Source organism: Paenibacillus planticolens, assembly GCF_013141725.1.
In the GTDB taxonomy this organism is placed as follows: domain Bacteria; phylum Bacillota; class Bacilli; order Paenibacillales; family NBRC-103111; genus Paenibacillus_E; species Paenibacillus_E planticolens.
Window position 1 is genome coordinate 26,053 of the sequence record NZ_WHNZ01000040.1, and the last position, 14,071, is coordinate 40,123.

A 14,071-nucleotide genomic window follows, 5' to 3' on the forward strand; every position below is an offset into this window, starting at 1 on the left:
CTGCCCGCCGATACGATATGTTAACCTACCTTTGCCCCACGTCAAACACATGAAGCATAGTTTACCCAAATACTGGAGCGCTATGAGCCATCAACTGGTTTTATCCAGCACAGACGAGCTATAATAACAAAAAAACACGTGCCCTTGGCAGGTGCAAACAAAGGAGTTCTCCCGCATGGAATCCAGACTTGAAATCATCGTCCGCTCGACGGAAATCGATGTGAACGGCCACGTCAACAACGCCAAATACTTGGAATATCTCGAATGGGGACGCGAGGAATGGTACGAGCTCTCCGGGCTGTCTTACGAGACTTTCGGCTCCATGGGCATACAGACCGTTACTGTAAACATCAACATTAATTACAAAAAAGAGTGCAAACAAGGAGAGCAGCTCACCATTACTTGCCGCCCCGACAAAATGGGACGCTCCAGCTACGTGCTGAAACAAGAGATTTATAACAAGCAAAATGAGCTATGCGCAGATGCGCTGGTAACCAGCGTCACAATGGACAGCTCGACACGCAAAAGCGTAGCAGCGCCGGAAGCGTTGCGGAAGCATTTTAGCTAAAAAAAGAAACGGTTTAAAGGTTGTTTGTGGATAACTTTTGCCCGAGCGTCGTCGGCATGCCGTCCATGCTGGTCATGTTTTTTTCCTGCCAATACGCCAGCAGACCCTCGTCGCCTTTATTCACAGCCCATTTCTGCAGCGTATTCCGCTCGCCCTCATAGTTGTAGAAAGGAACGCTAAAGCCGCAGGAGGTCTTGACCTCATGTACTTTGACGGCAATGATTTGCCGAGCCCCGGGCAGCATTGTAAACCGGGGAGCCAATGCCTCCCACTCCGGGGTTTCCGGCAGGATGACGCGCCCTTGCCCATACAGACGCAGAATCATCGGAGGTCCCTCGAATGCGGAGAACAGGATGGTAATTCGTCCGTTCTCTTCGAGATGCGCACTCGTTTCGTTGCCGCTCCCGGTTAAGTCCAAATAGGCCACTTCATTTTCGTTCAAAATGCGCAGCACATCATGGCCCTTCGGCGACAGGTTCACGTGCCCGTCCCCCGACAGCGGGGCCGACCCCACAAAAAAGATGTGCTGCTTCGCAATAAACGCCTCATGCTCCGGCAGAATAGCCTCGAATGATTTTCCCATCCAAATTCGCCGCCTTTCCATTTTCTTCTATTATGCTCCTCCCTGCTCCATTTGTGAAATACATCTATTCGTCACCCTTTATAGTTATTGCCTATCAACAACATGGAAATCTTATGCATAATTCGGAACAGACGGAGGCATACTTAGTTAGTTGAAAAATGAGGAGGTGAACGTTCATGTCAGCGAACAATCAGAATAACAATCAGAATAATGATGCGGTAAGTCATGGCATCAATGCCGCCCAGGCCAATGCGGAAGACAGCCAAGCGCAGCAGCAGGTGGAGGAGCTAAGCTCAATGCTTCAAAGCTCAACTGCTAATGCCAACGAGGATACGTCCTCTGAAGAGTAGTCACAACGCTATTTTTACATCGTACCGTTTGCCTCTATGCGCAGACACAAAAGAGCTTTCCCGTCAGGTCAGTCTTGACCCGGGGAGAGCTCTTTTTTAATCGTTTGAACCAAACGCCCAACCGCGGAATAAATTGTAGCAAAAAGGTTAGGGATGGTTGAAAAGCATGCACGAATTGGATCACCCCGTCAGTATACAAACCTACCAGGTGCTTCGCGATAAATTAACACTGCTGTATCCCGCCGTTATTCACCATACGCCCGATGCAGCGCAGCGTGCCATGAACGTGGCGATTGTTAATGCCATTAATAAGCAGCTTCGCGATCAAGGCTACCCGCAAAATCCTTTGACGGACGTTACCGCCTATTATGAACTAAAAAACAATCAGCGGGGCGTACTCAGCTTGACCTTATGGAATTATGCGTTCTCGGGCGGCGCACATGGCCTCACGATCCAGAACGCCTTAACGTTTCAGACAGAAACCGGCAAGACTTATGAGCTAAAAGATTTATTTATGCCAGGCAGCGATTATGTCAGGAAGCTGAGCGAAATGATTAAAGCCGAAATTAAATTGCGCAATATTCCGCTGCTGGTTGATTTTAAGAGCATTCGGCCGGATCAGGATTTTTATATCGCCGATAAATCATTGGTGATTTATTTCCAGGTCTACGAGCTGGCCGCATATGTGTACGGCTTTCTTTACTTCCCTATTTCTGTGTATGCCATCCAAGACATCATTGCCGAGGACGGCCCCCTGGGGAAAATGTTCAGTTAAACGCAGACGATAATTTGCCGGCTGAACTTCCCTTTGCGGACGGCGCAGCGCTCGGCGATGCGAAAGCCCGCCTGCTCAATAAGCGGATCGATCTGCTCCGTCGTAATAAGAACCGCACGCTGCGTTAAACGGCGGGCAGACTGCAGCATTTGCAGCTGCTCGTCCTCCGGCAGCTTGGAGCAGAGGTTGTACGGCATGTCGAGGATGAGCGCGTCGTAACGGATCTGCGAGCGGCTGGCTGAGGCCGGTGCTGGTGCTGCGGCTGGCTCGGGCAAGCCCAGCGTCCGCATGTCCGCCAACGTGACCACATTCGGCATGCCGAAGTGGGCCAAATTCACCCGCGCGCCGCGCACCGCCAGCGGGTTCATGTCGCTGCCGACGATGTCGATGCCCATCGACATCGCCTCCACCAGCACCGTGCCGATGCCGCAGCACGGGTCAATGACCCGCGCGCCCTCCGTGACGGGCACGGCGATATTCACCACCGCCCGCGCTACGCGCGTACTCAGGGCGGTGGAGTAGTTCTGCGGCTTCTGCTGATGCTGAAGCCATACGGCTTCGCCGTAAACGCCGTCGCCGAACAGCCAGCGGCCTCCCAGCTCCGTCACGGCGAACCACTGCTCCGGCTTCCGCATCTCGGCTTTACCGCGGAGATGCCGGCCTATTTCGCGTTCGACGTCCCGCTGCCGGTCATAGCTGACCGGGGTGTCCGTCTCCGAGAACGCGACCTTGAAGGTTGACCCGCGTACGGTCAACGTCTGAACCTGCGAGGCCAGCTCCGGCAGGCTGCCGGCCTCGAACTGAACATCCAGCCGCAGCTTCAGAAACGGGCTGCGGCTTGGCTCTACTCGGCGCGCGCTGACGGCGTAACCCGCGCCGAGCACCGCTTCTGCGCCCAGTAAAGTGCGCAGCTCTAACTGGCACAGCTCCTGCTCATCTTCGTGGCAGGCATAAATATATACATGTTCCATGTTTGTCATATCCCTCATTTGAATCTGTTTTATACCGGAACGTCTTTGCTTTCGCTAAGGAATTGCTGCATGACCTGTTTCATGAACGTTTTGGTCGTTTGGCACAGGAACATGTCCTTACGGTATACAATGCCGACGTCCTTCTGAGGCACAGGATCTACGATCGGAATACACCGAATGTCGCTACCCTGAATGCTTTCCACATACGAGCCGGGCAAAACCGCTCCGCACACATTATGTTTGGCCATTTGCAGCAAAGATTCCAAAGTGGAAAGCTCCAACATTGGCTTACATACCAAATCTGCTTGCTCGCAGCACGCCTCTATCATGTGCCTGACGTAAAACTTTTTGGGCAGCATCGCCACCGGAAGTTCAGCGAGATCCGCCAGACGAATCGACTCGCTGCCAGCGAGCGGATGATTGGGCGAGACGACGAAAAGCAATTTTTCTTTATACAAAGGAATCCGAACAAGCTGGTCATCCGCCTCCGGCAAAAAGACAACGCCTAAGTCCAGCTGATTGTTCAGCAGCCCCTCTATCGTCTCTTCGGTCGCCAGTTCGGCTACCGACAGCTCTATTTTCGGAAAATGAGCATGAAAAGCCACCATCGTCCCCGTGAGCAAATGATTGCCGGAGCACCCGATACGCAGCCTTCCCCGCTGCATGCCTTGAATCTCGTTGAAAGCAGCCTGCGCCTGCTCCAGCTCATGGAAAATATTCCGGCTGTGCTTATGCAAAATTTCCCCTGCTTCCGTTAAGTAAACCTTTTTACCGATTCGCTGAAAAAGAGGCGATCCGATCCGCTGCTCCAACACGCGAATTTGCTGGCTTAACGTCGGCTGGCTGATTCCCAGCTTTTCGGCGGCTTTCGTGAAATGAAGCTCTTCACAAACAGCCAAAAAATAGGCTAATAACCGATAATCCATCCTGGTATGCCCCCGTTCATAGCGATTACCTATGATCGTAATTGAAATTTCATAATTGATCAATGATTGTTATTTTTCTATAGTATAGAATAACGATGAGGATCGTAAACGAAAGGTGGTTGCACGCAATGTATGGACAGATTCGATTTGAACGCAATCCGCACGGTAAAACAAAACCTGGCATCGAGGATGGTTTAGGGTTTGGGCGTCATTTTACAGACCATATGTTCCTGTTGGACTATGAAGAAGGAAAAGGCTGGCATGACCCGCGTATTATCCCTTACGGGCCGCTGTCTTATGACCCTGCCGCGATGGTTTTTCATTATGGGCAAGCTGTTTTTGAGGGGCTCAAAGCTTTCCGGACCGAGAGCGGTGAAATCCAAATTTTCCGCCCCGACCAAAATGCCATCAGGCTGAACCGTTCCAGCGAGCGGCTCAATATGCCGGCTATCGATGAAGAGTTCATTGTGAACGCCATTCGGGAGCTCGTTCGCGTAGATGCCGACTGGGTACCGCACAAGCAAGGTGCGTCCTTATATATTCGCCCTTTCGTCATTGCTACCGAGGCTGGTTTAGGCGTGCGTCCTTCATCCAGCTACTCCTTCGTTGTCATCATGTCGCCAGTTGGCGCTTACTACGAGGAAGGGCTGCAGCCGGTCAAAATTCTTGTGGAGAGCCACTACGCCAGAGCGGTTCAAGGCGGTACCGGCGGCGCCAAAGCAGCGGGGAATTACGCGGCAAGCCTGAAGGCGCAAGTGCTGGCGAAGGAGCATGACTGCGCGCAAGTGCTGTGGCTGGACGCCATCGACAAAAAAAGCCTCGAAGAGGTCGGCAGCATGAACGTCTTTTTCAAAATCGGCGGTGACGTTGTCACGCCAAGCCTTAGCGGCTCCATCTTGGAGGGCATCACTCGCAAAAGCATCATTCATTTGCTGAACGATTGGGGCATCCCCGTCACGGAGCGGAGAATCTCCATCGACGAAATCGTTCAGGCATACGAAAACGGTACACTCGAAGAGGCATTCGGCACCGGTACGGCTGCTGTCGTTTCGCCAATCGGCAGCCTGCTGTGGCAGGGAACGCCGATGATCATTAACGAGGGGCAGATCGGCGAGCTCGTTCATAAGCTTTACGACACGATCACCGGCATTCAGTACGGGCGGATTGCGGATAAGCACGATTGGATGGTTACTTGTTAATCATACGGAAACGTTGAAAAAACCTTTCATTCCACTTTGTGGGGTGATTGGTTTTTTGTGTTTGCTGCTGAGGCGGGGCTTCCTGCGATGTTTATCAGTCCTGCTCGGACTTCTCTTGATCCACCACGAGCTTCCCGTCGATGTCGATAATAGCCTTGGATTTCAACACATCGTCCCCAAGAAGGTCGCGCAGCTTGTTCTTCGCTTTCTGCTTCACGTCCTTGTCGATACTTTTGGCGACGGCGGCAAGTGCCAGCGCAAGCGCGCTTAAATCATCAACATAACCGATAATCGGCAGAAAATCGGGCACAAGATCCAGCGGCAGGATAAGATACCCCAGTGTTCCGTATATTTGGACCTTTACTCTACGCGGCGTTTTGGGGCTTTCCAATGCGTAAAAGAGCAGCAAACCGCTATAAATGACTTTGCTGCCGGCCTTTTTGGCCCCCTTTTTCAATTTGGACCAGAAGCCGTCGGCTGTGAAGTATTTTTGGTATTTGGAAGCGTCCATCTCGCGATCACTCCGTTCTTTTTTAGACGTATGCGGGTCCACCTACTATTTTATCCCAATTATACCACTATAAAATGCAATGGGCTAAATTCACTTTACTGAAAGGGAACTATGGTCCCCTATTTATCCCGACAGCTGCCAAACGGTACATCCGAGGGAACTATGGTCCTCTATTTCGACTATTTTGGCTGAAATGCAGCCAAACTGGCGAAATAGCGCCCTGTAGTTCCTCTCAGACTGAACAAAGCCGCATTTTCGCTCAAATAGCGGATCCTAGTTCCCTCTAGCAGATTTCTTTAAGCACTTTTTGGTGAGTTTCACCGCCCTCAGACTGCATATCAACCAGCAACTAAGATTCGCCTGCGCTAGTGCGATAGTGTGTTGCTAAGTACTTAGCTAGTTTGGGGGAGTTAGGGGAGTTAGGGGAGTGCGGTGAAATAGGCTAGTTGCGCTAGTTGGGGAGAGCTGAGGAGAGTTGGGGGAGTTAGGGTAATTCGGGGTAATCTGGGTAGTTGTCGTAGTTGCGGCCTCAAAAACAACACCAAACAGGCTGCCCCAAGGAGCAGCCCTACGTTGACCACAAATATGGTTAAAATTACACCTGATATGGGATCGAGAGCCAAAGCATGAATTACAGCAACTGATCTCCATCATAGGTAGCAATTTTTTTGTACAAATCCGGACGGCGGTCGCGGAAAATTCCCCACTCGATTCGCTGAACTTCCAGCTGGTCCAGGTCGAACTCGGCGACAAGCACGGTTTCTTCTGTGCGGCCTGCTTCTTCGATCATATTGCCCTGCGGGCCTGCAATGAAGGAAGAACCGTAGAAGTCGATGCTGGAATCCTCGTCTACTTCTTTGCCGATGCGATTCGATGCAATAACCGGCATCAGGTTCGACGCGGCGTGTCCGCGCATGCACATTTGCCAGTGATCCTTCGAATCGATAGAACCGTCCTGCGGCTCGGAGCCGATTGCGGTCGGATAGAACAGCAGCTCAGCGCCCATCAGAGCCATAACGCGCGCAGCTTCCGGGTACCACTGATCCCAACAAACGCCGACGCCGATTTTGGCGTAGCGAGTTTTCCACACTTTGAAGCCGGTATCACCAGGGTTAAAATAAAACTTCTCCTCATACCCCGGACCGTCCGGGATGTGGCTTTTGCGGTAAGTACCGAGCACTTGACCATCGGCATCAATCACAGCCAGCGAGTTGTAGCGTGCATAATTCTTTTTCTCATAAAAAGAAATCGGCAGTACAACTTGAAGCTCTTTGGCAATTTCGCGGAAATGATTGACCGCTTTGTTGTGCTCCAGCTCCGTGGCGTAGCGGTAGTAGTCGGACTTTTCTTTTTGACAGAAGTAAGGCGTCTCAAAAAGTTCTTGAATCAAAATAATTTGCGCACCCTTCGCTGCCGCCTGACGAACCAAGACCTCGGCTTTGCGAATGTTTTCTTCAATGTTATCGGAACAGCTCATTTGCGTTGCTGCTACTTTTACGTTTCTCACGATCAATCACCCTTTCTTGCCGGCAGGCATTTGCTGCGTTGTGCAGTGGACGTTGCCGCCCTCTTTAATAATGGACATCCCGTTGATTTTGCGGATTCTGCGATCCGGGAACGCCGCGCTCAGCACCTCTTCCGCTTTGCGATCCGTTTCTTCCGCAGTCCCGCCGAACACCGGCAAAATAATGCCGCCGTTAACGAAATAAAAATTCAAATAACTCAAAGTCAAACGCTGCTCCTCAAAGAAGGTGATTGGAGGCTGTTCGATTTGGATAATCTCGAAGGAACGCCCTTTTGCATCTGTCGCATTGTGCAAAATCTCCAGATTTTCCTGTGTAATAGCATAGTTCGCATCTGACGGATCGTTGCATACTTGCAGAATAATTTTGCCTGGAGCAGCGAAGCATGCGATGTTATCGACATGGCCGTCCGTTTCGTCACCGTCAAGCCCTTTGTTCAGCCAGATGATTTTCTCAACATTCACGAAGTTCTTAACGAGCTCTTCGATTTCCGAGCGGCTTAACTCCGGATTCCGGTTCGTATTAAGCAAGCATTCCTCTGTTGTCAAAAGCGTACCTTCCCCATCAACGTGGATGGAGCCGCCTTCCATGACAAGCGGAGCGTCAAAACGTTTCACCCCGTGATGCTCCAAAATTTGCGGAGCTACATTGTCATCCAAATCCCAAGGCGCATATTTGCCGCCCCATGCATTGAATTTCCAATTCACCGCGGCAAGCTCCTGCTGCTCGTTCAGCAAAAAGGTTGGGCCGTTATCGCGGAACCAAGCGTCGTTATGCTCAATTGTCAAGAAGTCTACGTTAGACTCTGTAAACATCGCTTTTACTTGCTCTGCATCCGTAGGATTGACGATCACAGTCACAGGCTCGAACTCAGCGATGGCCTTAGCCAAATCCGCATAGCCTTTTGTTACAACGGCGTGGTCTTCCGGGTACACCATCGAGGCTTGTACAGGCCAGGAAATGAAAGTACGTTCATGTGTCGTCCATTCTGCCGGCATTTTATAGAGTAAATCCTTAGGTTTCATCTTTTCATCCATCTCACTTTATATAAATTTATTAGGAAGATCCTGAATATACGATTTCGAGGGCAAAATACACCGTCTTTCATCATATAACAAAAGAAGCCTGCGCTCAATGCACAGAGCTTTACAATTTTAGCAACGATATTCTGGCAAGGCCCTTCCAATGTCCGGCAAAAGTCCATCCATAATTCGCTTCGTATAGTTTGCTCCCGTTAAATGAACATTAAAAAGGCTTGAAAAGCGCAGCACACAATAGGGAGGATGGACGAACTTGGCAACTATTTTACACATTACCGCACACCCTCATGATCATCAAACATCCTACAGTATGGCTGTAGGAAAAGCTTTTATCGATGCTTATCGGGAAGCCAATCCTAACGATGAAGTAATCCCCGTCGACTTGTATAGCATTTCGGTCCCGCACATCGATGCCGATGTCTTTAGCGGATGGGGGAAATTACGGGGTGGTCAGGAATTTTCCTCGCTCAGTAAAGACGAACAGTCCAAAGTAGCCCGGCTCGGGGAATTAACGGATCAGTTTGTCGCGGCGGATAAGTATGTTTTTGTCACACCGATGTGGAACTTCTCCTTTCCTCCTATTATGAAAGCTTACATCGACTCGCTGTGTACAGCCGGGAAAACGTTCAAATACACGGAAAACGGCCCTGTCGGCTTACTCCCCGGCAAAAAAGCGCTGCATATCCAAGCCCGGGGCGGCATCTATTCGGAAGGCCCCGCAGCAGCCATGGAAATGGGCCATCGTTATTTAAGCATTATTATGGGATTCTTCGGAATTACCGATTTCCAGGGGATTTTCGTGGAAGGACATAACCAGTTCCCCGACAAGGCGCAGCAAATAAAAGAAGAAGCGATCTCCCGGGCGCAAGCACTGGCAAAAAGCTTCTAAACCCATTCAAAAAAGGAGCCCTAAAGGGGCTCCTTTTTTATGCAGTCATCTGGCTGAGCGGCCTAACCTCCGCTCGTTTTCTTCCGCCCCCGATACTGCCCCGACCGCAGCTCCAAAATATAAGCCTCCGCGTCAGGCATCCGCTCGTCTTTGGCATGCTGGACAGCAAGCTCGATGTCGTAGGGAACTCTCACATGCTGGAGATTGAACGTACCCGGCTGCTCGCTGGTATAATGCCCTTCCAACAGCACATAGGAAGCTTGGGTCATATCCAGCGGATTGCCAACGCTCCCCGTGTTGAACAGCATCCGTCCCTTGAGAATTTGCAGGAAAGCATTGTGGACATCGGCATAGCCCGCCACATCCGCTTCCCGCTGTGCCCCGCAAGCTTCAGAGGAGTCGAACATCGAGAGCCGGCTCTCCATGGAATCCCACGGCTGGATACGCTCGTACACGCTCCGCGGCGAAGCGTGGAACAACCTCACGAACTTACCGCTCATCCAAAATTCGCAGCAAAACGGCAGCCCTTTCAAATACGCCATCCGCTCTTTCCCCAACCGTTCCTGCTGCCAAAGCAAAACCGGGTCTGTCGTTTTGTTCCCGATGAAATCGTCCCAATTTCCTTGAATAACCGTATCGCAGGTTTCCCGCACGCGGTCCACGATCTGCTCAGAGTGGGGTCCCTTGCCTACGAGGTCTCCGAGACAAATGATTTGCGTTACTTTCCGCTCCTGAATATCGTTCATCACCGCTTCGTATGCAGGCATATTGCCATGGATATCTGAAATAAGGGCTATTTTCTCCATCTAGCCGCACCCGCCTTTAGGTTAAATTGGTTCCGCCGTTGTCGTTGCCGTTTCCGCTGTCGTTGTCGTTGCATCAGTTTCCGTCCCCTTGCCTGCTCTCCGAACCAGAAAAGGATGCATCAGGTACAGGCCAGAAGCGTACAGCAGCACAGCTATATAAACAGGAAGCAAATGAATAAAATCCGTATAACCGATATGAAAATGAACCAGCAATCCGGCAGCAAAGCCCGGTATCCCGCCCCACAGAAACGTCCACCACAGCCAACTTTCGCCTTGGTTCACTCCCCAAAGCGCCGAACCTGCGATAGCGACCGCCAGCGAAAACAAGGCCCCGCCAAAGCCCGCCCTGTCGTGCGCGATTAGCGGAATCAGGCGCTCGTTCCACTCGGCAAGCTGCTGGGCGCTCACCCCCAGATAGGCTAAGTCGGTCGGTACGAACACGCTCGTAATTCCGACGAAAGCGATCGTTAGCCCTCCTACCGCCAAGCCGAATCCAAGCACAACGAAGCAGCATTGCCCCCATTGAGCCCGGCGCCAGACCCTGTCATTTCGCACGCCTGGCGGCTTGCGCGAGGGGGCGTCCTTCAAACCGCGCAGCGTGAGCAGCAGCATCGGAAGGAGCACTGCGGCCGCAGCAGCATGCAGCGGGTCGAAATAGCCGTAGCCGAGATACAGAAAAAAGCTGCTGAAGCCGACCGTACACGAAGCCATCAGCGCAGTGCGCGCCCAGTGCAAGCCAAAACGCAGGCCGTGCCTGGCAAGCTGACTATAAAAGATGCCGATTGAAATCATCGTCCCCGCTAAGGTGATACGGTCATGGGACATGAAATGTATAATATGCCCGTTAAATCGATTTATGACACTTCGGCTCACGCCAAGAAAGGTTTCATCGTAAGGTAAAAGCACGCTGGTTGAGGCAATCAGCCATGCCAGCACACCGCCAATCATCATGCTGAGGCCAAGCAGATACATCCAGCCCCAATTCGCCCAAAAAGACGGCGGCTGGGGCTCTTCTGTCTCACGAATGCGTTCATACAGGATCGCTTCGTTGATTCGTTTAGGCAGCCCGGGGCCGGCATATACCAGCCCGCTGTGCAGCTGCACGCTATTCGCGCCTGCCGCCAATAGCTCCAGAGCATCCTGCGGCTGGCTGACAGCGCCAGCCGCAACGATCGTGCCCGCCCCTGCCGAGCGGAGCCGGCGAACCAGGCTCAGCTGCGCGCTGAGGACACCGCTCCCGCCAACGCGGATGCGGCGGCTGTCCTCCTCGCGCAGCGCTTCGCCGACGGCGACCCCGCTCCAGCCCGGCAGCTGGGCGGCGAGTTCCCGCAGCGTGCCTTCGGGCAGCTGCGGCGGCACATACAGCAGCGCCGGCTTGCCCGCTGCTGCTGCCAGCTGGCGTACCTCGCGGAGGTACGCCAAGGTCTCGTCCGGTGGCCAGCCTTCGGCGAGGCCATCGATGTAGAAGCCAGCCGCGTACGGCGCCAGCTTCTCCAGCAGCTCCTGCTGCTGAAGCAGCGCCTCGCGCGGCGAGCTGCCCGGCATCGGCCGCAGCCGCACGAAGTGCGGCAGGCGATGCCCTGTGCCCTTGCGCAGGCGCGCGGCAATTGCGTCCGCGCCGTCGTTCGCATAGCCATCGGCGTACACGATGGCTTCCTGCTCGGGGACGCGCACGATGGCCTCGTCGCAGCGCACCTCGCGCACTGTGACGGGGCCGAGCTCGATGAAGCCGATCCCGAGCTGCGCGAGCGCTTTGTGCGCTGTGCCTTGAGGATCGAGCCCGCCGCTCAAGCCAACGGGACACGGGATCGGCACGCCGGCGATTTCGTCTTGGAGCACAGGCGACTGCTCGAAATGCCCCATCGTTTTGATCACGAAGGTTCCGCCTGGCATACGGCTTAAGCCGCCCATCGCCTGCAGCGTGAGATTCCTTGCCAGCTTGGCCGGCAGACGAAACAATATTGGTTTGAATATCGAATGATAAGACCAGTCAGGCATCGAAGCGCTCCATTCTCTTATAAGAATATGGAAATTTCTTCATTCTAGTATATCGCGAAAGGCTGAACGTGAATACAGACACAGATTGTTGTCTTTTCGTGTGATTACAATCACACCCCACCCGCCTGCCTTTTACTATACTTACCTCATACCCATCAAAACTTTCTGAAATGAGGCGAGTCCCCATGCTAAGTCAACGTTCGATCGACATCATTAAATCCACTGTTCCCGTGTTAGAGATACATGGTACAACAATTACGAAACGCTTCTATGACATGCTGTTCACCTCGCACCCGGAACTGCTGAACATATTCAACCATGCGAATCAAAAACAAGGCAAGCAGCAGACGGCTTTGGCCAACGCCGTTTATGCGGCTGCGCTGCATATCGACAGGCTCGAAGCGATTTTGCCGGTTGTGAAGCAGATTGCGCACAAGCATCGCAGCCTGGGTGTGAAACCGGAGCATTACCCAATTGTCGGACAGCATTTGCTCGCCGCCATACAAGATGTGCTAGGCGACGCGGCTACACCGGATATTTTGCAAGCATGGGCCGAAGCCTATGGCATCATTGCCGATGCTTTTATCGGAGTTGAAGCGGATATGTATCATCAGGCGGAAGCTCAGAAGGGCGGTTGGGCGGATTTCAAACGTTTTCGAATCGTGCGGAAGGTGAAAGAAAGCGATGTGATAACCTCGTTCTATCTTATGCCTGAGGACGGCGCTCCACTCGCTGCATTTGAACCAGGGCAGTATGTCAGTGTCAAAGTCGAGATCCCAGGTGACGAGCATACGCATATTCGGCAGTACAGCCTCTCAGATCGACCAGGAAAGCCTCATTACCGGCTTTCCGTGAAACGGGAGGATCTGGTGGCGGCCCGCCCCGCCGGCAAGGTTTCGGTGTTCCTGCATGAGATGACAACGGAGGGCGACGTGCTGCTGCTATCCGCGCCAGCCGGAGATTTTACGCTGGACCAGCAGGATACCCGGCCTGTGGTTCTCATTAGCGGCGGTGTCGGACTGACCCCGATGGTTAGCATGCTGTATACGTTGGCAGCCACCAATCCGAAACGCCAAGTGACATTCATCCATGCCGCTCAAAACAGCCTGCATCATGCCTTCAAGCGGCACATCGAGGAGCTGGCCTTACAGTATCCGGCAGTGAGCTTTTATTGGTGCTACGATAAACCGACAGCTTCGGACCGGGCAGAGAATGCTTTTCATCGAGAAGGCTATATTAGTCTGGATTGGCTCCAAAGCGTGGTGCCTACGCCATCGGCTAGCTTCTATTTCTGCGGTCCCGTTCCTTTCATGAAGGCTGTAAACAGTGCGCTGCGCGAATGGGAGGTTCCTGAAGAGGATCGGCATTATGAGTTTTTCGGTCCTGCCGGAAGTTTATGATTTTGGGATTTCGCGGCTTGCTCTCGCAAGAGACGGTTCACGGTCTCCCGGCGCAGCCCGATCAATTGACCGATCTCTTCCTGCGTTAACACATCGGTCAAAACGGTGGTGCCCAAATAGCTGTGCACCCAACGCTCCAGCTTCCTAAGCTTCATCGCAGGCGTCACTTCCGTCAATTGATCGATCCGCTGCTGCATCATCCTAAGCTTATCCTGCAGCTGCTGGGCGATCATGCGGAATTGTTCGGGGTTGCTCTCCAGTTGGCGGTACCACTCTTCGGCCTGGATGATCTCAACTTCGCAAGCCACAAGCGCAATTGCGGTCCCGTAGTAGGGCTTGGGACTGATCAAAGAATGATGCGGGATCGTCTCTTCCGGCACAATGATGTTAACGAGCGTGGCATGGCCGTCCTCGTGGACACGGACAATTTTGAGCAGTCCGCTTTGGAGTCGAAACAGGCCTCCTGATTCCCCTTGGCGAAACAGCGTCTCTCCTTTGTGCAGTCTCATATTCATTCTCCTTTATAAGAAAA

16 protein-coding genes are annotated in these 14,071 nt (G+C 52.7%); 7 read left to right on the top strand and 9 right to left on the bottom strand.

Annotation, left to right across the window (positions count from 1 at the left end):
- The first annotated feature begins 175 nt into the window (after window positions 1-175).
- On the top strand, window positions 176-568 hold the full coding sequence (locus GC097_RS17685) for an acyl-CoA thioesterase (protein ID WP_171684627.1): 393 nt from the start codon (window positions 176-178) through the stop codon (window positions 566-568).
- 13 nt (window positions 569-581) lie between these two features.
- Here GC097_RS17685 and GC097_RS17690 read toward each other — a convergent pair whose 3' ends face one another.
- Complete coding sequence (locus GC097_RS17690) at window positions 582-1,151, bottom strand: pyridoxamine 5'-phosphate oxidase family protein (RefSeq protein WP_171684628.1); 570 nt, start codon at window positions 1,149-1,151, stop codon at window positions 582-584.
- Between the two features lie 176 nt (window positions 1,152-1,327).
- Between GC097_RS17690 and GC097_RS17695 the strand changes: the two genes are divergently transcribed.
- Together GC097_RS17695 and GC097_RS17700 are read left to right on the top strand one after the other, a co-directional pair.
- Window positions 1,328-1,501: a hypothetical protein gene (locus GC097_RS17695; protein WP_171684629.1), complete on the top strand. Its 174-nt coding sequence runs from the start codon at window positions 1,328-1,330 to the stop codon at window positions 1,499-1,501.
- A 166-nt stretch (window positions 1,502-1,667) separates the two neighbouring features.
- Entirely contained in the window at window positions 1,668-2,276 is a 609-nt protein-coding gene (locus GC097_RS17700) for a PdaC/RsiV family protein (protein ID WP_171684630.1), read from the top strand.
- On the opposite strand, the gene GC097_RS17705 is transcribed toward GC097_RS17700, so the two are convergent.
- Complete coding sequence (locus tag GC097_RS17705) at window positions 2,273-3,247, bottom strand: TRM11 family SAM-dependent methyltransferase (protein WP_171684631.1); 975 nt, start codon at window positions 3,245-3,247, stop codon at window positions 2,273-2,275. The genes GC097_RS17700 and GC097_RS17705 overlap by 4 nt on opposite strands.
- 29 nt (window positions 3,248-3,276) lie before the next feature.
- Window positions 3,277-4,173, bottom strand: a complete 897-nt coding sequence (locus tag GC097_RS17710; protein WP_171684632.1) for a LysR family transcriptional regulator — start codon at window positions 4,171-4,173, stop codon at window positions 3,277-3,279.
- 128 nt (window positions 4,174-4,301) lie between these two features.
- Between GC097_RS17710 and GC097_RS17715 the strand changes: the two genes are divergently transcribed.
- Window positions 4,302-5,372: a branched-chain amino acid aminotransferase gene (locus GC097_RS17715; protein WP_171684633.1), complete on the top strand. Its 1,071-nt coding sequence runs from the start codon at window positions 4,302-4,304 to the stop codon at window positions 5,370-5,372.
- A gap of 94 nt (window positions 5,373-5,466) precedes the next feature.
- Here GC097_RS17715 and GC097_RS17720 read toward each other — a convergent pair whose 3' ends face one another.
- The 3 genes from GC097_RS17720 to GC097_RS17730 all read right to left on the bottom strand — a co-directional run bounded on the left by GC097_RS17720 (window position 5,467) and on the right by GC097_RS17730 (window position 8,431).
- A complete protein-coding gene (locus tag GC097_RS17720; RefSeq protein ID WP_171684634.1) occupies window positions 5,467-5,883 on the bottom strand; it encodes a YkvA family protein in 417 nt (138 codons plus the stop codon).
- 631 nt (window positions 5,884-6,514) lie between these two features.
- Window positions 6,515-7,390, bottom strand: a complete 876-nt coding sequence (gene aguB, locus GC097_RS17725; protein ID WP_171684635.1) for an N-carbamoylputrescine amidase — start codon at window positions 7,388-7,390, stop codon at window positions 6,515-6,517.
- A 6-nt stretch (window positions 7,391-7,396) separates the two neighbouring features.
- Entirely contained in the window at window positions 7,397-8,431 is a 1,035-nt protein-coding gene (locus GC097_RS17730) for an agmatine deiminase family protein (RefSeq protein WP_171684636.1), read from the bottom strand.
- Between the two features lie 268 nt (window positions 8,432-8,699).
- Here GC097_RS17730 and GC097_RS17735 point away from each other — a divergent pair, with 268 nt between their 5' ends.
- On the top strand, window positions 8,700-9,335 hold the full coding sequence (locus tag GC097_RS17735; RefSeq protein ID WP_171684637.1) for an FMN-dependent NADH-azoreductase: 636 nt from the start codon (window positions 8,700-8,702) through the stop codon (window positions 9,333-9,335).
- Between the two features lie 62 nt (window positions 9,336-9,397).
- On the opposite strand, the gene GC097_RS17740 is transcribed toward GC097_RS17735, so the two are convergent.
- Both GC097_RS17740 and GC097_RS17745 read right to left on the bottom strand, forming a co-directional pair.
- On the bottom strand, window positions 9,398-10,141 hold the full coding sequence (locus GC097_RS17740; RefSeq protein ID WP_171684638.1) for a metallophosphoesterase family protein: 744 nt from the start codon (window positions 10,139-10,141) through the stop codon (window positions 9,398-9,400).
- Between the two features lie 21 nt (window positions 10,142-10,162).
- Window positions 10,163-11,563 (bottom strand): dihydroorotate dehydrogenase, encoded by a 1,401-nt coding sequence (locus tag GC097_RS17745; RefSeq protein ID WP_246294326.1) that lies wholly within the window; start codon window positions 11,561-11,563, stop codon window positions 10,163-10,165.
- A gap of 141 nt (window positions 11,564-11,704) precedes the next feature.
- Between GC097_RS17745 and GC097_RS35290 the strand changes: the two genes are divergently transcribed.
- Both GC097_RS35290 and hmpA read left to right on the top strand, forming a co-directional pair.
- Entirely contained in the window at window positions 11,705-12,043 is a 339-nt protein-coding gene (locus GC097_RS35290) for a hypothetical protein (protein ID WP_376768401.1), read from the top strand.
- A 281-nt stretch (window positions 12,044-12,324) separates the two neighbouring features.
- Window positions 12,325-13,539 (top strand): NO-inducible flavohemoprotein, encoded by a 1,215-nt coding sequence (hmpA, locus tag GC097_RS17750; RefSeq protein ID WP_171684640.1) that lies wholly within the window; start codon window positions 12,325-12,327, stop codon window positions 13,537-13,539.
- On the opposite strand, the gene GC097_RS17755 is transcribed toward hmpA, so the two are convergent.
- On the bottom strand, window positions 13,506-14,048 hold the full coding sequence (locus GC097_RS17755; RefSeq protein ID WP_171684641.1) for a Crp/Fnr family transcriptional regulator: 543 nt from the start codon (window positions 14,046-14,048) through the stop codon (window positions 13,506-13,508). The two genes, hmpA and GC097_RS17755, sit on opposite strands and share 34 nt — an antisense overlap.
- Window positions 14,049-14,071: the final 23 nt, after the last annotated feature.